The sequence below is a fragment of the Chlamydia sp. 16-02 genome (genome assembly GCF_042235055.1).
Classification (GTDB): domain Bacteria; phylum Chlamydiota; class Chlamydiia; order Chlamydiales; family Chlamydiaceae; genus Chlamydia.
The window spans coordinates 497,103-514,949 of the sequence record NZ_CP114172.1 but is presented as its reverse complement, the minus strand read 5'-3'; the positions used below and the strand labels follow the sequence as shown (position 1 = coordinate 514,949).

The window sequence follows — 17,847 nt, the reverse complement described above, 5'->3', positions numbered from 1 at the left end:
GTCTTTAATTTATAGATTGTAGAGAATTTAATTTAAGATAGTAAGAAAGTAGCTGGGGGTAGCTAGGGAGACCTGGATAAAAATCTAATGTTTGTGTTTTAGGATTTAAAAATCCTGTTTGTTGTTTTCTATAACATACGACAGAAAGACACGGGGCTCCAATAATATAGTTATAGCTTAACAGCTGGTTCATTGTTTGTTGGTTAATTACCCGAGCTTTGCATTCGATAAGCAAAAGTGGTTTTGGATTTCCTAAATTATAAGTTTTTCCTTCAAAATTTGTATAAGTTGCTGGCGTTATAACAAGAAGATCAGGACGACGGCGCGGAAGACGGATATTCTTACGGGTAAGAAGAGGGAATAAGGTTTTAAGCCCCTTTTCCACAATAATCAAAGATGAGGGATAAAGCAATTCTTCGATTAAAAAGGCAATAAGCTCCTGGCGGACCTTCTCTTCAGGTGTTGATGCCAGGATCTTATGTCGTATCGGATCAAAGATTGTTAAAGAATCAGCATTTGTAGATATCTGTTCATTAGAAGATGTGAAATCCTGGGGCGATGATAGGCTCGATGAGGACATAGTTGTCGTCGTTTTGTTTATGGATTAGCTGAATCTTATGCTCTTTTTCATTTAGGAAGACTAGTACTTTATCTCGGGAAGCTTCGAATTTCTTAACGGCTTCATCTTCAGAAAGAACAGGTAAATTGATTTTTTTCTTAGAGAGAGTCTTTTTCGCAGATCCGGGGATATAACCATACTGTTTTAAAGAATCCCATGCATCCATAGTTTCTATGGGTAACATATCATCGTAAAGATGAATAGCTTCTTGAAACTCAACGATATGCTCTTCTTTTTTTGATAGCCCTATGTCATGTTTCTTCTTGTCTTGGCGTATTTTCAGATGTTTATTCGCTAAAGTGCGAATTTTTTTAAAGGCCGAAATTACAGCACTATAAACATTGCTGTGTTGTGTTTTTACTTGGAATGTCTCTTTCCCTACAGTCGCGGTTAGATGCACTTCGGTTCCTTGCTTCTCTTTGTGCGATGTCAATACTACATGAATAGAATCTACTACAGGTAGTTGACCGCTTTTTTCCATGATCAACTGACGTAGAGGTTGGGAAACATGAAAGGATTTACCCGTAATTTCTAGATTGGCAATCTCATCTCTCGGAGTTTTTTTTTGCCTTGCCGATCGACGTTGAGGATTGTGCATACCGTCTCCTTATGGTGAAAAGATTGATACAACATATGGAGATGAAAAAAGTCGAAAAAAGAAAAAGAGATTCTCCTACTTGTATTATACGAGGGAAGCTCTTTATTCTAAAAAGTTTTTAACGCACCGAAGAGGGCTCGAACCTCTAACCACCTGGTCCGAAGCCAGGTACTCTATCCGATTGAGCTATCGGTGCCTAAGGCAGCCCTGTTCCAGGGGATCTGAGACCTTTGAGGATAGAAAGCTTAACAGAAGTTTCTCCGAAACTCAAGAAAAACTCCCTCTCTTGCCGGGTTGGGAGTTTTTAGCATAGGGCCAGCATAGTGTCGGTGAGATAAGTAGGGCTTTCTAGGATAACAACTCTTTCCAATACGTTAGAGAGTTCTCGGATATTTCCAGGCCAGGAGTAGTCAAGAAGCGCGGTCTTAGCACTTGCTGAGAGGGTTTTTATAGGTTTATTGTTTAATCTACAAAATTTTTCTAAGAAGTATTGAGATAGGGGAAGAATATCTTCTTTTCTCTCTCTTAAAGGAGGGAGATAAAGGGGGATGACATTGAGGCGATAAAATAAGTCCTGTCTGAAGATCTTTTGGTCAACAGCTTCCTGAAGATTACGATTTGATGTGGCTAGGATGCGCACATCTACGGATAGAGTTTTTGTCCCTCCGAGATGTTCAAATTCTTTCTCCTGAATTGCTCTAAGGAGCTTTGCTTGAAGATTGATAGGTACTTCTGTAATTTCATCCAACAATAAAGTCCCCGTATGTGCGAGTTCAAAACGCCCGGCTTTTTTTGCTGTAGCTCCAGTAAACGCTCCTTTTTCATGACCGAAAAATTCGGATTCTAATAGGGTTTCTGGAATGGCTGCGCAATTAACCTTTATGTAAGGTTGGCAGGCCCTAGGAGAGTTTTTATGAATGAAAAAAGAAAGTACTTCTTTCCCGCATCCCGACTCTCCGTGAATGAAGATGTTAGCAGAGCTATCAGCAGCTTTTTTTGCTTTAGATAGCAAATCCTTCATAGAAGGGCTTTCAGCAATTAGAGGATGAGATTCCAATGAAATTTGCGACTTTAGCAAAAGATTCTCGTTTACAAGATCTTGCAGTTCTTCAGCTTTTGCTATGAAGGCAAATAAAGCTTCTGAGGAGAAGGGTTTAGTGAGATAGTTAAACGCTCCGTGGTGCATCGCTTTTACGGCGTTTTCTATAGTTCCATAAGCCGTGATCACTAAGACAGGAGTTTGTGGAGAGCATTCTTTAGCTATTTTGATAATATCAATACCACTACCGTCGGGCATATTCATATCCGATATGATCAGGTCGTATTTCTCCGAACGTATCTTTTGACAGCCTTGCTTAACATTATCCGCTGTAGATGGCGAAAATCCTCGGGATAAAAGAAGCTCAGAAAGAAAATCTCTGAGCAAGGGCTCATCATCTACTATTAACACTCTTTCTATAGTCATTAGGCATTTTATTAATTTTTAAGTTAAGATTTCTTATTACTAAATAGAATTACTCGGTGTAAAGAAAGATTTATTTATTCTTAATAATCTTTTTACTTCTGTGTTTAAGGTTTTTTTCAATTGATTTTTAGTAGTTTAAGATAGTAAAATATTTCGACTTAATTTTATTTAGGGCACTTATAGCATGGCTTCTTCTCCAACACCGAACTCTTTGGTTTCTTCGTTGAATCCAGACGTTACACAATCTCGTTTATCCTTGTTTTCAGATTTAACTCCTCTAGAGAGGGGAGAGATTTCCTCTGCTTGGAAAGCGCGGTGTCAGCTTGCCTCGTGTATTGGGCTGTTTTGTTTGTCTCTTCTCGCTATTTGTGCTGGAACTTTAGTTCTTACTTTATTACCGGCCACCCCCATGTTTATTGGGATAGCATTTATTGCTCTCGGGAGCGTTTTGTTGGTTACGAGTTTGCTACTACACTTGTCAACACGACCGAATAAGAAAACAGTAACGCAACAGGTAAATATTCAAGATTTACAGACGCAACTTCAGGGCTTGTTAGCAGCAACGGATGCTCGTGGTTTAGCTATAAACGGTTTTTATTCTAATGGCGATCCAAAATTAATAATTCAAGGACGAGAGAATCTATTAGCAAAATTCGATAGAGATTTGCGTAAAAAGGAAGTGGATTTATACCGTCTCATATCTTCTGAAACAGAAAACAGACATCGTGTTTTATCTGATTTATCGGAATTTCGTGAAATGCAAGAGCGGATCGGTGAGGAGCTTGAGCTTTTATATCGTTCTTACAATCAGCATATAACAGGAACGCGAGATACGGGACGCGATGGGCGTTTAATGGAGCTATATCAAGAGAGAGATTTGCTCATTCAAGATCTTGCTGATGTGAGTATTGAAAAAGCAAATCAAACCGAGACTATTGCACATTTACAGACGACCTTAAATACTCTTATTCAACGTATCAGATCATTGGAAAATCAAATTTCTACTGATGCTGATAATGGTCAGCAACATGCAGGATTGGTAGCGGGTCTACAACCCCTATTGCAAGAGCAAAATATTTTATTATCCAGGCTCTCTCAGGCATACGAGTCGCTAATCAATTTATCCATACGCGATGAGAACTTAACCAATCGACGTATTGACTTAGAGAAAGAAATTCAATCACTTATTGAAGCTACATCTGAAAGGATAGTATTTAATCGTGAATACAGAGATAGATATCTACGTTCTGCGGGGACCATAAATCAATTAACGAATAACCTACGTGAAAAAGAAGCAACACTTTTAGGACTTACCCAGGAAATAGAAGTGTTAACTGAAGAAGTAGAAAGACTGCGTAATCGCCAACTAGGTGGAGAATATACTCAAGAAGATATCGATCGTTACCGCAACACTATAAGTGTTAAAGAAATGGCTATTGAGCAGCTTCAAGAACAGCTTGTAAGGTATAGACAGCTTATCGATGAGGCAGCTGTTGTTAATAGCCGCATCTCTCAAGGGACTCAAGAAAGTGAAAGACGAGCTTTACAGATTGCAGCTTTAGAACAGAGAGAAAGAGTCTTAAATACGAAGATTCTTGCGCTACAAGGGGACATCGATAGACAAGAAGCAGAAAAACAACGTCTACGTCTGGAAAACGAGGAATTGCGAGAGTTGGTATTAACTGCTGAGAGCAATCCCGGCTCTAATGCACAAATAGAGGCTCTTCAAAGAGAAATTCGAAGATTAACAGTAGATTTAGAAGCTGTTATTAGAGAACGAGCAGATCTCTCAGAAGCTCTTTCTATAGCACGTACACAACTAACAGATTCGCAATTGCGCTATGCAACCCTTAGAGAAGAAGTTCTAGCTAAGGATGAGGAAATAGCAGGTCTTAAAATAGAAGTTGATCGACTTCGTGCGAATATCCGTGCTTATGATAACGATATTGATAATCTACACCGTTCTTTACGAGGTGAGGGAGAATTAAGAAATTCTATAGATATCTTAAGAAATGAGATTGATAGATTAGAGCAAGAAAAACTCAATCTTAATGCACGTCTATTAGACACGGTTGAGCAAAACCGTACAAATATAGAACTGCTACAACAAAGTGAGCAGGAAAAAGAAAGGCTTATTCAGGAGATTCAAGGTTTACGCATACGGCATGATCAAGAGAAGGCGGGTTTACAAGAGCAGATATCTCAACTACAACAGACTATGCAGGATCGTCATCTACAGCATACAGAAGAGACCTCGCGATTGAAATTAGAAAATAATCAGCTGGAAGACCTTCTCAGAGATGCAAATAGACTGGCTGAACATAGTGAAGAGGGTGCTATGCAGATGCTGGCTACACAGTTGATTGCTTTATCCTCCCACATTAAGCAAAGGAAAAAAACTGAAACTCAACGTCTCGAATTTTCAGAGATGCTTGCTTTTACTGCTCCAAGATTTTTCGGCCACATAGGAACAGGTCTTTCCTGCAGGCAATTACGTCCTGGAGTATATTTAGAAGCAGAACTACCAGAGGATGCTACAGATGCTCAAAAACGTGCTGTTATCGAACAGCGTTGTTTGCGTGAATGGTTCTTAGCATTGTTGGGCTTCTGCACTATAGATCAAATAGAAGCGATATCGCAAAGAGCTAATGCATTAGTTGCAGCATCTCAGGGACAACCACATTTGGATGAACTATTTGATGAATTGGCCGAAGCATTCCCTGAAATCCGCACTTCTTCGGGAACGCTTACCGAATGGTTATCAACTTGCTATAGCTACGTGACAGATCTACAGATTTTCAGTGATTATCCACGTTGGACAGGTTTCTTATTCTCGATGTTGCAGAAAATGCATAGAGGAGCAGGAGGCATGTTGGAGAATTACTCTGAAGAAGAAAATGACTTCTTAAGAGCTATGTCAAACTTCTCTGGTAAGATTCCTTTAGTTTTAGGAAGTATTGGTCACGGTGAGGGTACAACACCAGGAGCCGCAAATCCTTTAGGAGATTTGAACTATGAGAATCTGGGAAATATTACATGGAATCGTTTAATAAGAGTTGTAGAGCAGCTTTTATCTGTGAGAAGCGGTCTTAATGGCCCGTTTATCTTAGAAGTACATGATATTTGTGAAAGCGCTGTGAGGACCGTAACTGCTGGAGTTTACACTGATACGTTAACTCGACAGTACCAACCAACTAGATGGAATCCTCCAAGCGATCTTTAATTCTTTATTTTAGGGTTGGGGAATCTTTAGAGTGAAGGTGATATTTGCGTTAGCATTTTCTACGTGAATGTCACCACAGTGCAAACGCATGATCTTTAAAGCTTCTGCCAATCCTAAACCATTTCCTTGAGCTTTCGTTGTAAAAAATGGAATAAACAGCTTATCAAAAATCTCTTGAGAGATATGACCCGGATTTGTTACCGAAATATCTCCCGACGGGTGTAGGGTAACTGTCATAGGGGATTCTGTTGCTTCAGCAGCGTTTTTTACAAGATTCCACACCACACTATTCATTCTATCAGGATCTATGGAACGTATTATAGAATTTGAAGTCTCACGTTCGAATTTGCAAAAGGGAAACATGATCGACAATAGTGGAATGAGTGATGAAAAAAAATCTTGTAGGTCTATAGCTTTTAGATTTAGTGGTTGGGATTTTGTGTATTCTAACATTGAAGAAACTAAAGTGTTTAAAGAACGTGTTCCATCAATGATTGAGGAAAGCATACGCTGATGACGTGGGGAAGAGAGCTCTTCTTTTAATAGGGAGGCAAATCCTGCAATACCACTTAAGGGATTGCGAATCTCATGAGCTAGGGTTGCTGTCATTTTCCCTAGTTCGGCTATATTTTTATATCTTTCAATAGCATTTTCTAATTGCTTATATTCTGAGCGATCTCGAATTAATAGAAAAAGATAACCATTTAAGGAGTTTCTTCTTACGAAGATTTCTGCATCACGATCTTGATCATTTTTCGACAATGTTAGGCGTATTGTTTTTGGGGAGGGTAAAGATTGCAAAGCTTCATTTATAGAAAATCCAAAGAAAGTTTCTGGGAAAAAATCTGTGAAGGGTTTTTGCAATATTTCTAATTCTTCAGGAATACCTAAAATTTCACGAGCTTGTGAATTACAAATTAAAATGTTGCCTATTTCTGAGAGCAGGATAATTCCATCAGGAATGGCTGTAAGAATAGTATCCGCTTCTTTATAAGATTGGGTGATACGAGATTTGATCTCTATCAACTCTTGAGTTGAAGAACATGATTTACAATCGTTGCTGCTCATAAATCCCTAATTCTTTTTTTCTCTGCAGATAGTTGAGTTTGTCCGTATCAAGAATTTTCGTGATGATTTCTCGAATGTCCGAGAGTTCTTCTTGAATATCTTGAGGTAATACCGGAGTAAAACAATGCCGAAATTCTTTAATCTGGTTATCAACTTTGTCTATACAAGATAGAAGTGTTTTTTTCTGCTGTAATACTTTTTCAAGTTCTACAGGAGTTAATGAAGGCTCTGTTTCAGTAAGATCAAGAATAGCTAAGAAAAAGCCTTTCTTTTTTTTAAGGAGAAGTAGGAGAGCTTGTTCTTTCATAGGAAGCAAGGGGTTCGGCACGTAGCTTTTCTTAAAAAAAACTACTAACGAATTTATTAGCAACCTGAAAAAACTCAGAAAGAAAACTTATGCCGGCGATTGGACTCGAACCAACACCTTATTGCTAAGAGTAGATTTTGAGTCTACCGCGTCTACCATTCCGCCACGCCGGCATAAAGTGCGTCTACACTGTACGTGTTCTTTTCTAATAAGCGCAAGGGAAATCTCTTAAGATAGGGGAGATGGGGGAGTCTCTATAGGCTGATTTTTTTCTAGATCATAAAGCATTTCTATAGCTAGGTAGGTTCCCTCATTTTTTCGTGTTAGAGTTATGAGAAACTCCTCATTTCTTAGGGCTTGTTCTGTGGTTATAAAATCTATAGAACATGGGTAGATATGTTTCTTTTTATAGAGAGAGCGCAAGAGAGAACTCAGGGTCTCTATAGAAAGTTCTTTATCGGTGAATAAAAGAGCGGCATTTCCATTAAGATGCTTAGTGGATAGCATCTCTCCGGAAGCTTTCAAAAAACGAAAATGTTTATGACAACAAAATCCTTCGATTATGGAGATAGTATTTTGTGTATTTAATAAACGCGTAATGTCAATAATTCTTGAATGAATGGGAAAGATTTTACACAAGCTATGGTTCAATCCATCACAATCATAGAGAGTGCCCGTCTCTGTTTCGATAGAAATTAAGGATCCGTGGCAATGAAACGAATACCCGGTGATTACCCGTTGTTGTGGAGTAGGCCAGGAATATTCAGGTAAAGGATAGTCCTGCCTCTCGGGATAAATAACGACAGAATGTCCTTGTTGTGAGGTGATTCTCCCCGCACATATATGCCTACGCGGTGTCTCTGTAGAATTTGTACAGCTACAGATTAAGGGAAATAAAAATAATCCAAAACTTATCTTAATAAGAATCCTGTGCACAGGTTAGAATCTCACGTAATGTTTTTAGTTGTTTTAGAGAAATAAAGTACAAATTCTAAAGTCTATTTCCTTGCATTGTAGATTTACTATATTCAATTAGCGAAAAAATATAATAGGGTGGGGTTAGGATAGCCATGAATATCAATGATTATCAGGTTTTCTTTTTTGATTTAGACGGTTTGGTTATCGATACTGAACCTTTATATTATAGGGCATTTTTAGAGGCATGTAGAGAGCATAGACTCGATGTTACTATGGATTTCTCTACATATTACTTATTTTCGATGTTGGGAAGAGAAGTTTTTAAACAGAAATTTTTAGAGATGTACCCTAATACAGAATCTTTTTTCCCACAGTGTTTTTATGATCGAGAACGTATCTATAGGGAGTTAATACAAACTGAGGTTCCTTCTTTACTTCCCGGTGTTGAAGATTTGCTAGGATTGCTATTAGCTGAAAATAAAACTATAGGTGTGGTTACGAATTCCTCAGAAGTACTCGTCCAACGTTTTCGAGAGGTTCTTCCTGTGCTTGATCAATTTCAGTTTTGGGTAACTCGTGAAGATTACGAACGTCCTAAACCTTATCCCGATAGTTATCAACACGCTTATGGAGCGTTTGTTCAAGAAGGAGAGAAGGTTGTAGGTTTTGAAGATAGTGTAAAGGGGCTGCGAGCTCTTACAGGGATTCCAGCAACATTAGTTGCTGTGAATGCGATTTTGCCATTGTCTCGAGATAGTCACGAAGATTTTTGTGAGAAAGACTTTCACTATTTCGCATCTTTTAATGAATTGATTACACATTCCGGAGTACAAAACCAATTATAAGGTTTAGGATAACATACGTGATGCAAAGATAACGCATAGCTAGGAGCTGTTGGTGGTCCTTGTCTACGGTTTTTCTTTTCTAGGATCTCTTGGATGTAATCAGGAGGATATTTTCCTTTACTAATGTCTAAAAGAGATCCAACGATGTTCCTTACCATTTTATACAAAAAACCATTCCCTTTACAGATGATGGTTACTGTTTCTCCCTTATCTATAATTTCTAGTTTGAATAGGGTTCTTACCGTAGAGTTATAATTTCTTCCATGATTTGCGAAAGAGGCAAAATCATGAGTCCCTAATAGATATTTAGTTCCTTTTCGCATAAGATCTACATCTAAAAGATGTCGTGGGTAATAGGAAAAGTAACGTTCCCAGGGAAGAGGTTTCTGAGATCTTGTGAGTGAATAGCGGTATTCTTTAGCGATAGCTGCAAAGCGAGAATGAAAATCGTCATCAGTAAGAACAACATCACGAACAACAATATCTTTTGGTAAAATAGCATTGAGCATTTTTTTTATGTTCCGAACTTGTGAAAACAGTGGATGGTCGGGTTGTGAAAAATGCGCTACTTGACCAAAAGCATGAACTCCCGAATCCGTACGTCCTGAAGAGGTTACGACGACACGTTTCCCTAAAATTCTTTCTAGGGAGTTTTCTATAACTTCTTGAATAGAGAGATCATTAGGTTGTCTTTGCCAACCGGCATAAGCAGTTCCTTGATAGGCTAGGAGTAGAACGACTCGTGTCATAGCAAGGCAAGAGCGATGGTTAAATCTTCGGGGTAAGTGATTTTTATCTGAGGATGTTTATTGGATACTAAAGATACGGGAACATTTAACAGTTCCGCAGCCTGTGTATCATCAACCAGGGTAATTCCTTCCTTATTAGCAAACTCAAGACCTGCTAACAGTATCTCTGTCTTTATACATTGAGGTGTATGAACAATGGAGAGGGCGTCACGATTTAAAGTTTTTACAGGATTGCGTTGTTTGATTGTGTAGGGAACACTAGATACTAACGTTGCAGCCCCTGTTTGTTGAGCTATAGCGATAAGTTCGCTAACCTCATCAGGATAGATAAAAGGGCGGACACCGTCATGTACTAATACCCAGGGATTAGTAACATGTTGTAGTCCTGAAAAAACAGAATCTTGACGACGTGATCCAGATTGAGCGAATTTTACAGAATACCCTTCAAAAATATGATGGTAGTTCGCATCACAAACAATGATAATTTCAGTAATTTCAGGGATCTGAAGAGCTGTTTTTAATGCATGTAGAATAAGAGGCTGACCTTGGAAAGGGAGATATTGTTTAGGTTGATTTGCTCCGAAGCGTTCCCCTTTACCCCCACTAAGTAAAATCAAAGAACATTTAGGATCCATATACACACCGTACACAACAAATTTCTGGAGGAGAGCAGAAACGTAATCTTTTAAATCCTCCAAGACCGCGATTTACATATAATTGCCTTTTCCCTTCTCCGAAGAGGAAATGCCCCCGCGCTAGATCTGGATTTTCTAATCCAGAGATTTTGTTCATAATCCTATTGGCAAATTTCGGCCAGGGGATAGAAATTTGCGGTCCATGTGTGTGGCCGGAAAATATAATATCTCCAGGATATGGCTCTAGCTGGTGTACAGTATCAGGATTGTGAGAAAGGATAATACCAGGTAAGGAAGGATTATAGCGCATAAACGCTTTTTCGGGATCAAATTGTTTAGCGAAAAGATCTCCTAAACCAACAATGTTTATCATATCGGTAATTAGATGACTTTCATTATGCAATAATCGGATAGGTGTATTTTTTAATAACTGTAAGAGCGCTTTATTAGGTTCTTGTCTTTCAAGTCCTTCAGCATACGCATAACCTCGAGATCCGAATAGTCCTTGGGTTATTGAAACGAAAGCCCGTTTTAATGGTTGGCTACTTTTCATGGAAATAACATCTATCTTTCCCTGACTATTGCGTGAAATATAAGATTGGTAATCGTGATTTCCAAGAATGGCAAATGTCCCCAAAGGTGCGTGTAAAGTATTTAAAAAAACCTCTAATCGCGAACGATCTTCTATTTGTGCTCGGCAAAGGAAATCGCCAGAAAATAAGAGAATATCCGGAGAGAATCGTGAGATCTTAGAAGAAACTTTTTTAAGAAATTTTTTGGGAACGAATTTGTGAAAATGTAGGTCAGAGATTTGAGCAATGCGCAACCCATGAAGGTGAGCATACTTTTTAGGCAGCTTCCATATTAACAAAGATGTTTGCAACCAGTTCGGCTCTATGAAATTTGCCCACGAAAAGGCGGCGAGAGGAACTGCAGCAGCTAAAGATAAAGAAGCTAAGACCACAATAACACTATAAATATATTTTCTCCTCGTCCTACAGGACGAGGATCCTGAAAAAGAGCCAACTCTTAATTTTATTTTACGATATGAGTGGAAAGAGCTTTTGTCATTTGAAACATATCGATTGGGTTTTTAGAACCAAAGACTTTAGCTAGGGCGTCGTCGGGGAGGATATTTCTTTTATTCTTAGGGTCTTGAAGGTTATTTTTTTTAATGTGCTCCCATACTTTTTTTACAATTTCAGTGCGGGGCATTGGTCCCTTGCCAACGATAGCTGCTAAATCGGGGGTAATATTGACAGGGTTCATAAAAGCAGAGTTTTTGTTTTTTTGACTCATCGGTTACTCCTAGTAAAGGTGGTACGAAGAGACACAAGCTCTTCATCGCAACTTTTTTATCTTTCAAGAAGGTTTCTCGTCAAAACAAAAAAACAGAATTCGTTCCTCAATTACTCTTTATTAATGCTTTAAGTGGCAATCTGGAGGGGGATTGGTGAGATAAAGAATAAGAGGAAATAATGAGAGAATCTCTAGAAAAATTTATAAAAATAGGACACGTTGACTTTATTGTTTTTGCTTTTCTAGAATCCTAATATTAAGTCTTTTTAAGAGTCATGTATGCACGAAAGTTTAGATAAACGGTTAGAATGTCTGGTAGCTGGCTTGGCTTTAGCCGGGAGGTCTCTTTGACCTTGAGGGTAAGAGACAAGAGTTGGCCAAACTAGAAGATCAGACCTTGAAAGAGGACTTTTGGCAAGATGTTGCTAACGCGGGAAAAATTTCTGAACGTGTTGCTTCGTTAAAACGACAAATTTCCGATTATGAAGAATTCAAAAGTAAGATTGATAATCTGACTTTTTTCTTAAATGACAGTGAAGCCTCTTCAGACCCCGAACTTCGTGAAGATTTAGAAAAAGAATTTTCTGTTTGTGAAAATATCCTTTCAGAATGGGAAACACAACGTTTGCTGTCTGGTGAGGTCGATAAAAATCCTTGCTTTTTAACGATCAATGCTGGTGCTGGAGGCACAGAATCTTGTGATTGGGTGGAAATGCTTTTTAGGATGTATTCTCGTTGGGCATCCCAACATCAATGGAAAGTCGAGGTTATAGATCGTCAAGAAGGGGATGTTGCTGGGATTAAACATGTCACCGTAAAGTTTTCAGGAGACTATGCTTATGGTTATGCTAAGGCAGAGCGTGGTGTGCATAGATTAGTGCGTATTTCTCCTTTCGATAGTAACGCAAAGCGTCATACGAGCTTTGCTTCTGTAGATGTGTATCCTGAAATTGATGATGAGATAGAAATTGATATCCGTCCAAATGATTTGCGTATTGATACATACCGATCTTCGGGAGCGGGGGGACAGCATGTCAATGTTACTGACTCTGCTGTGAGAATTACTCATATTCCCACGGGAATTATTGTTTCTTGTCAAAGTGAGCGTAGCCAAATTCAGAATCGTGAAAGTTGTATGAAGATGTTGCGCGCAAGAATGTATCAACAGATTCTTCAAGAACGGTTAGAAAAGCAACTTCTTGATAGAAAAAATAAAAAAGAAATTGCTTGGGGTTCGCAAATTCGTAATTATGTTTTCCAGCCTTATACTTTGGTCAAGGATGTGCGTACAGGGCATGAGACTGGTAATGTTCAGGCTATGATGGACGGAGAATTGCTAGATGATTTCGTCAAAGCGTATTTAGCAGAGTATGGAGAAGTCTCATGACAGAGCACAAAGATACAGGAGTTCCTGGATTAGAAATACGCTATACACTTCCTAGTGATGGCGTGTATATGCAGCAATGGTTAAATGATCCTAAGATCCTTCGAGGATTTCCTTTGAAAACCGAAGCGGAAATTCGTGATAGCGTAAATTTTTGGGTGGGATTTTATCGATATCACAGTAGTTTAACAGCTGTGTATGAGGGAGAAGTGGCTGGGGTGGCTACTCTTATTTTAAATCCCTATATTAAAGTGTCTCATCATTCATTAATTTCCATTATTGTTGGAGAGCCTTATCGAAATAAGGGTATAGGAACAGCTTTGTTAAATAACCTATGCCATTTGGCTAAAAGTCGTTTTCATTTAGAGATTCTCTATTTAGAGGTGTATGAGGAAAATCCTGCCATAGATTTGTATAAACGTTTTGGTTTTGTTGAAGTAGGAAGACAACGGCGTTTTTATAAGGATGAGATAGGCTATCTTGCAAAAATTACTATGGAAAAAGATCTTTAAATGCTTGTGCTAAAATCTATTTTATAAGTCTTAGTATTGTATGGCATTTCAGAAAATCCGTAGGGTCCTTAGAAAATTTTCTCGATCACTTCTTGTCACTAAGTCTTCTTCCACGAATCTACTGGGGATCTATAATCCTGTTCGTGTAAGATCTTCTATTCCTATCGATTATACTCCTGGAAGAGTGTATGATCTAGAAAGAATATATCAAGATCTCAATTTGAGATTGTTTGAAGGTTCTTTGAATTTAAAAATCGGATGGTTTGGTCGAGAACGCTCAGGAAATGCCCGAAGGATTGTTTTAGGATCTTATCATGAAGAAGAACAACTAATACGTATACACCGTTCATTAGATCGTGAAGATATTCCGTTATTTTTTATGGAATATATTATTTATCATGAAATGGTTCATAGCGTAGTTCCTCGTGAATATTCTCCATCAGGGAGAACAATTTTTCACGGGAAAAAATTTAAAGAATGCGAGAAACGTTTTCCGCTATATGAGAGTGCTGTAGCTTGGGAAAAGGCAAATATTTACGTATTATTGCAGGGATATAAAACAAGATTAGGTAGGAAACATGGCAGGACACAGTAAGTGGGCGAATACAAAATACCGTAAGGAAAGAGCAGATCATAAAAGGGGGAAGATCTTTTCTCGGACGATTAAAGAATTAATGGCTGCTGTGAAGATGGGAGGTCCTGATCCCAAAACAAACGCACGTTTACGCGTAGTCATACAAAAAGCCAAAGATCAAAATATTCCCAATGAAAATATCGAAAGAAACCTGAAAAAAGCGTCTTCTGCAGATCAGAAAAATTTCGAAGATGTTACCTATGAGCTTTATGGTCATGGAGGAGTGGGGATTATTGTTGAGGCCATGACGGATAATAAAAATCGTACTGCTTCTGATATGCGCATTGCTGTGAATAAGCGTGGAGGGTCTCTCGTAGAACCTGGTAGTGTTCTTTATAACTTTTCTCGTAAGGGAGCCTGCTATGTTCCTAAGAGTTCTATAGATGAGGCTACTCTATTATCTCATGTGATTGATGTGGGAGCTGAAGATCTCGATAATGATGATGACGAGCATTTTATTGTACTTTGCGATCCTATAGAACTAGCTTCTGTGAAGGAAAAATTAATTGCATTAAGTGTAATATGTTCCGAAGAAAAGCTTATTTATGTCCCTTTGCGTCTCGTAGATTGTGATGAAAAAGATGGAGAGGCAAATCTTGCTCTAATCGAATGGTTAGAACAAATCGATGATGCCGATGAGGTCTATCATAATATGGCCTAAGGCTTTCCTAATATTAGAAAAGCCTTAAGAATTTTGCTTAGGAGCGCCTTTGAGGTGGAGGTGGAGGAGCTCCCGTAACTTTGGATAATGTTTTTGACAATTGTGTTGTTGTCAATCTTGCAGCATTCAATAGTTGTTGACCTTGTGTAGATCCTGTATCCGCACTATCAAGAGCTTCTTGTAATCTTGTACCTTTTTCAAACAGTAAGAGTTTATTAGCAACATTGTTTAATGTTGCTGTAACATTTGCGGCTGCTTGAGGGATCCCCGAAGTAGCCCTTCCTGTTGCCGGAGCGGCTGTTTGTCTAGTCCCTGCTACAGGTGAGGAGGTTGCTGTACCTTGCACCGGAGCCGGGGAGGTTACCGTAGTGCTTGTCGTAGAAGGTGTCGCAGATTGTAATAGATTGGATAAACTACTGGCTACACCTCTGGCAGCCCCATGAAGACCAGAGGATCCTCCGGTAGCGATTGTTTCTGCTGTCTGTGCTTTAGGAAGAGGTGTCACAGTTGCAGATTGTTGTTGCACAGGACTACTAGCGACTACTGTAGCTTGCGCAGCTACAGGTGCAGTAAGACCTCCGGATCCTGTACGCGCTTGAAAAGCCTTGATGAGCTGTCCTACGTTTGTTCTTTGGGGAGTAATAAGATTCCCTTGTTTATCAAACGCATCATCTAGATGGGATCGCAACTGGGGTAAAAGATGTTCTAATCCTCCTGGGCCATCTCCACTTGTAGCACCCATTAAGTTACTTGCTGGTGATCCAGAAGAAGTTCTTGAATTATCCCCGACTATATTTCCATTGTCATCAAGGTTAACTCTTTTTGCAAAGAATACACCGTCATTTCCTCCTGTTCCTTGCGTTGTCGTTGAGCTATCACCACCAATGTTGATACGTCTTGCAAAAAACACTCCTTCAGGCTGGGTAGGCTTTGGTGTGTTTCCTGATTCAACAGCTTTAATTACGTCTCCGAGATTCTGATTTACAGGAATAGGCTCTCCTCTACCGCCTCCAGGATAAACAACATCTAAATGCTGACGGACGTGGCTTAAGATATTACCTAATTCATTACCATCATCGTCATTATTAGAATCTCTTCTTTGTACACCACGTCCACCATCACCTTGATTGTTATTTAACAATACTGTAGGCGTGTATGTGCCATCTTCTGATGTTCTAACAACCGTACCTAGGTCTTGGTTTCCTTGATGATGCACACCATTTTGATCATAGACGGTATCTAAATGCTGACGGGCATTGGTCAATACTTGCTGTAAAGTAGCTGTTGGCATTCCTGTGATATTGACACCACCTTGAGCTGCAGGTGGCGGCCCAGGAGGTGGAGGAGGACCAGGAGGTAGGGGAGCTAAGCTATCCTCACCTTCCCCCTCACTTTCGAAGTATAATTCCTGATCATTTTGAGTGCTGGTACTTTGTGTCTCTACATCGTCAAAATCTGCAGCTCCTGCACCCTGATCATGAGTAACGCGATCGCCATCTCCAGAAGTGTCGGTAGGCGTAGTTGAGGAGCTGACTGTAGTCGTCGTCGTCCCGCCAGTAACGTTTACGCTAGTACTAATGCCCCCTAAGTTAACATTGATAACAGGTTGAGCGTAAGGACCAGGTTGAGGTTGCGGTTGAACAGGTGTCGCTGTTTCTCTTGAGAATGCTGTGCCCTCGTCTGGTTTGGTGAAATTATTCCAGTTAATTCCTTTCAAGCCACCAACATCACCCCAGATAGGTCCGGAATCACACTTGGTACCACGACGCCATACTGAAGGTGTGTAATTACTGCTAGATTCTTTAGCATTCCAAGGACCGTAGAGCACAGTAGTTTTAAACTTCATGCTCATAAGTAGGTGATCGTAATTTCCTTTCTCTCCAGTTTGTCCTGCAATACGTGGTTGAATATTATTTGACCAATCAGCCTGCATGGATTCATAGCCGACACAGAATTTAGCAATACATGTTTCTAAATCTTTAACATCTGTGATGGGCTCTTTTGTTTTTCCGTTAGTTATAGCTATAGACTCCGCTGTATTCCAGTCACCATTTCTTACGAAAATAAAGCTTCCCCTGGCCTCATCCATAAAAACAATATGGTTAGCTTTAGTCTGTAATTTTGCTTGTACAGATGGTTCAGATAGGAATTTGATAATCGAAGCTTTATCTGTTGGATCGTATTTCGGGAGGGTCATACTTGGTAGACCGCCAGGACCCATAGCTCTTTCAGCACCATCGGCAGCTTCTGAACCTCGCAGACCAGCAAGATCTCCCAAATCTACATCAGAAGAAGGTTCTTCGGGTCCCTCTGCTCCTCCTGTAGCTCCGGTATCTTGAGTTGAAGATGCGCTTGAAGTATCGGAGACACTGCTATCACTACTACTACTTGATGTACTATCGGTTCTTGCTCTTCCTGTTCCAAGAATACGAGATCCTAATAGGCTGGCTGCTGTAGCTGTCGCAGCAGCTCCTCCTGTAGTTGGAGCTGTTGTAGTTACATCTCTTTGAGTTGTAAAAATCACCGATCCCGTATCGGATTCTGCCTGAGCCACCGCTTGTTCTGCTGTTGTATTAACAGCTTGTGCAGTTGTTTCTAAAGCTCCAGTCCCTGTGGTAGATACAACGTGACCCCCAAAGGATGTAGATGTCGTTACTACAGGAGTTGATGTCGTAGTAGTCGTGACATTCGTTGTAGACGGATTATTAATAGGACTAGTCATGATTTAACAACTAAATAAAAAAACTCTAATTTAATTAGATTGTAAAACAAATTATTTATTAATATCTCGAGTTTTTATTTAGTTAATAAACTAACTTCCGTTTTTAATAGTTTTTAATTGTTGTGAATAAAAGACCTTTGTTTTTTAAAAAAATGAAAAGTTTGCATGGAAAATAACGCTAGGGAGAGTTAACGTTTCTTTAAGATGA

Annotated in this window: 17 protein-coding genes and 2 tRNA genes; 6 read left to right on the top strand and 13 right to left on the bottom strand. The window is 39.3% G+C overall.

Going from position 1 to position 17,847, the window contains the following annotated elements:
- Positions 1–4: 4 nt before the first annotated feature.
- The 4 genes from O1W70_RS02130 to O1W70_RS02115 all read right to left on the bottom strand — a co-directional run bounded on the left by O1W70_RS02130 (position 5) and on the right by O1W70_RS02115 (position 2,682).
- Complete coding sequence (locus O1W70_RS02130; RefSeq protein WP_332380694.1) at positions 5–580, bottom strand: type I restriction enzyme HsdR N-terminal domain-containing protein; 576 nt, start codon at positions 578–580, stop codon at positions 5–7.
- On the bottom strand, positions 534–1,217 hold the full coding sequence (locus tag O1W70_RS02125) for an HPF/RaiA family ribosome-associated protein (protein WP_332380693.1): 684 nt from the start codon (positions 1,215–1,217) through the stop codon (positions 534–536). Before O1W70_RS02125 ends, O1W70_RS02130 begins: the two co-directional genes overlap by 47 nt.
- A 122-nt stretch (positions 1,218–1,339) precedes the next feature.
- A tRNA-Arg gene (locus O1W70_RS02120) sits at positions 1,340–1,413 on the bottom strand.
- A 108-nt stretch (positions 1,414–1,521) separates the two neighbouring features.
- Entirely contained in the window at positions 1,522–2,682 is a 1,161-nt protein-coding gene (locus tag O1W70_RS02115; protein ID WP_332380692.1) for a sigma-54 dependent transcriptional regulator, read from the bottom strand.
- A 184-nt stretch (positions 2,683–2,866) separates the two neighbouring features.
- Here O1W70_RS02115 and O1W70_RS02110 point away from each other — a divergent pair, with 184 nt between their 5' ends.
- Positions 2,867–5,905, top strand: coding sequence for a hypothetical protein (locus O1W70_RS02110; protein WP_375797311.1), 3,039 nt, complete (start codon positions 2,867–2,869; stop codon positions 5,903–5,905).
- 9 nt (positions 5,906–5,914) lie between these two features.
- On the opposite strand, the gene O1W70_RS02105 is transcribed toward O1W70_RS02110, so the two are convergent.
- The 4 genes from O1W70_RS02105 to O1W70_RS02090 all read right to left on the bottom strand — a co-directional run bounded on the left by O1W70_RS02105 (position 5,915) and on the right by O1W70_RS02090 (position 8,216).
- The gene (locus O1W70_RS02105) at positions 5,915–6,973 is read right to left on the bottom strand and encodes a histidine kinase dimerization/phospho-acceptor domain-containing protein (RefSeq protein ID WP_332380690.1); all 1,059 of its coding nucleotides are present in this window, start codon (positions 6,971–6,973) and stop codon (positions 5,915–5,917) included.
- Positions 6,954–7,280: a hypothetical protein gene (locus tag O1W70_RS02100; protein WP_332381148.1), complete on the bottom strand. Its 327-nt coding sequence runs from the start codon at positions 7,278–7,280 to the stop codon at positions 6,954–6,956. Before O1W70_RS02100 ends, O1W70_RS02105 begins: the two co-directional genes overlap by 20 nt.
- Before the next feature lie 90 nt (positions 7,281–7,370).
- A tRNA-Leu gene (locus tag O1W70_RS02095) sits at positions 7,371–7,453 on the bottom strand.
- 55 nt (positions 7,454–7,508) lie between these two features.
- Positions 7,509–8,216 (bottom strand): hypothetical protein, encoded by a 708-nt coding sequence (locus O1W70_RS02090; protein WP_332380689.1) that lies wholly within the window; start codon positions 8,214–8,216, stop codon positions 7,509–7,511.
- 134 nt (positions 8,217–8,350) lie between these two features.
- Here O1W70_RS02090 and O1W70_RS02085 point away from each other — a divergent pair, with 134 nt between their 5' ends.
- Positions 8,351–9,043, top strand: coding sequence for an HAD family phosphatase (locus tag O1W70_RS02085; protein WP_332380688.1), 693 nt, complete (start codon positions 8,351–8,353; stop codon positions 9,041–9,043).
- On the opposite strand, the gene truA is transcribed toward O1W70_RS02085, so the two are convergent.
- The 4 genes from truA to O1W70_RS02065 all read right to left on the bottom strand — a co-directional run bounded on the left by truA (position 8,986) and on the right by O1W70_RS02065 (position 11,726).
- Positions 8,986–9,792 (bottom strand): tRNA pseudouridine(38-40) synthase TruA, encoded by an 807-nt coding sequence (gene truA, locus O1W70_RS02080; protein WP_332380687.1) that lies wholly within the window; start codon positions 9,790–9,792, stop codon positions 8,986–8,988. The genes O1W70_RS02085 and truA overlap by 58 nt on opposite strands.
- The gene (ispD, locus tag O1W70_RS02075) at positions 9,789–10,427 is read right to left on the bottom strand and encodes a 2-C-methyl-D-erythritol 4-phosphate cytidylyltransferase (RefSeq protein ID WP_332380686.1); all 639 of its coding nucleotides are present in this window, start codon (positions 10,425–10,427) and stop codon (positions 9,789–9,791) included. Before ispD ends, truA begins: the two co-directional genes overlap by 4 nt.
- A complete protein-coding gene (gene lpxG, locus O1W70_RS02070; RefSeq protein WP_375797310.1) occupies positions 10,417–11,391 on the bottom strand; it encodes a UDP-2,3-diacylglucosamine diphosphatase LpxG in 975 nt (324 codons plus the stop codon). The genes ispD and lpxG overlap by 11 nt, the downstream gene beginning before the upstream one ends.
- 71 nt (positions 11,392–11,462) lie before the next feature.
- A complete protein-coding gene (locus tag O1W70_RS02065; RefSeq protein ID WP_332380684.1) occupies positions 11,463–11,726 on the bottom strand; it encodes an SWIB/MDM2 domain-containing protein in 264 nt (87 codons plus the stop codon).
- A 279-nt stretch (positions 11,727–12,005) separates the two neighbouring features.
- Here O1W70_RS02065 and prfB point away from each other — a divergent pair.
- The 4 genes from prfB to O1W70_RS02045 all read left to right on the top strand — a co-directional run bounded on the left by prfB (position 12,006) and on the right by O1W70_RS02045 (position 14,917).
- Positions 12,006–13,113, top strand: a protein-coding gene (gene prfB, locus O1W70_RS02060; RefSeq protein WP_332380683.1) for a peptide chain release factor 2 whose coding sequence is annotated in 2 segments (ribosomal slippage) — positions 12,006–12,074 and positions 12,076–13,113 — 1,107 coding nt in all. Because the reading frame shifts where the segments join, the coding sequence is not laid out codon by codon here.
- Positions 13,110–13,622: a GNAT family N-acetyltransferase gene (locus tag O1W70_RS02055; protein WP_332380682.1), complete on the top strand. Its 513-nt coding sequence runs from the start codon at positions 13,110–13,112 to the stop codon at positions 13,620–13,622. Before prfB ends, O1W70_RS02055 begins: the two co-directional genes overlap by 4 nt.
- Before the next feature lie 40 nt (positions 13,623–13,662).
- Entirely contained in the window at positions 13,663–14,217 is a 555-nt protein-coding gene (locus O1W70_RS02050) for a hypothetical protein (RefSeq protein WP_375797309.1), read from the top strand.
- Positions 14,201–14,917: a YebC/PmpR family DNA-binding transcriptional regulator gene (locus O1W70_RS02045; protein ID WP_332380680.1), complete on the top strand. Its 717-nt coding sequence runs from the start codon at positions 14,201–14,203 to the stop codon at positions 14,915–14,917. The genes O1W70_RS02050 and O1W70_RS02045 overlap by 17 nt, the downstream gene beginning before the upstream one ends.
- Before the next feature lie 37 nt (positions 14,918–14,954).
- Here O1W70_RS02045 and tarP read toward each other — a convergent pair whose 3' ends face one another.
- Positions 14,955–17,639, bottom strand: a complete 2,685-nt coding sequence (tarP, locus tag O1W70_RS02040) for a type III secretion system actin-recruiting effector Tarp (RefSeq protein WP_332380679.1) — start codon at positions 17,637–17,639, stop codon at positions 14,955–14,957.
- Positions 17,640–17,847 lie beyond the last annotated feature (208 nt).

Excerpts from the sequence above, each read along its gene's own strand:
- O1W70_RS02130 (WP_332380694.1), bottom strand. The coding sequence starts at position 580 with ATGTCCTCATCGAGCCTATCATCGCCCCAGGATTTCACATCTTCTAAT.
- O1W70_RS02125 (WP_332380693.1), bottom strand. The coding sequence starts at position 1,217 with ATGCACAATCCTCAACGTCGATCGGCAAGGCAAAAAAAAACTCCGAGA.
- O1W70_RS02115 (WP_332380692.1), bottom strand. The coding sequence starts at position 2,682 with ATGACTATAGAAAGAGTGTTAATAGTAGATGATGAGCCCTTGCTCAGA.
- O1W70_RS02110 (WP_375797311.1), top strand. The coding sequence starts at position 2,867 with ATGGCTTCTTCTCCAACACCGAACTCTTTGGTTTCTTCGTTGAATCCA.
- O1W70_RS02105 (WP_332380690.1), bottom strand. The coding sequence starts at position 6,973 with ATGAGCAGCAACGATTGTAAATCATGTTCTTCAACTCAAGAGTTGATA.
- O1W70_RS02100 (WP_332381148.1), bottom strand. The coding sequence starts at position 7,280 with ATGAAAGAACAAGCTCTCCTACTTCTCCTTAAAAAAAAGAAAGGCTTT.
- O1W70_RS02085 (WP_332380688.1), top strand. The coding sequence starts at position 8,351 with ATGAATATCAATGATTATCAGGTTTTCTTTTTTGATTTAGACGGTTTG.
- truA (WP_332380687.1), bottom strand. The coding sequence starts at position 9,792 with ATGACACGAGTCGTTCTACTCCTAGCCTATCAAGGAACTGCTTATGCC.
- ispD (WP_332380686.1), bottom strand. The coding sequence starts at position 10,427 with ATGGATCCTAAATGTTCTTTGATTTTACTTAGTGGGGGTAAAGGGGAA.
- O1W70_RS02065 (WP_332380684.1), bottom strand. The coding sequence starts at position 11,726 with ATGAGTCAAAAAAACAAAAACTCTGCTTTTATGAACCCTGTCAATATT.
- O1W70_RS02055 (WP_332380682.1), top strand. The coding sequence starts at position 13,110 with ATGACAGAGCACAAAGATACAGGAGTTCCTGGATTAGAAATACGCTAT.
- O1W70_RS02050 (WP_375797309.1), top strand. The coding sequence starts at position 13,663 with ATGGCATTTCAGAAAATCCGTAGGGTCCTTAGAAAATTTTCTCGATCA.
- O1W70_RS02045 (WP_332380680.1), top strand. The coding sequence starts at position 14,201 with ATGGCAGGACACAGTAAGTGGGCGAATACAAAATACCGTAAGGAAAGA.
- tarP (WP_332380679.1), bottom strand. The coding sequence starts at position 17,639 with ATGACTAGTCCTATTAATAATCCGTCTACAACGAATGTCACGACTACT.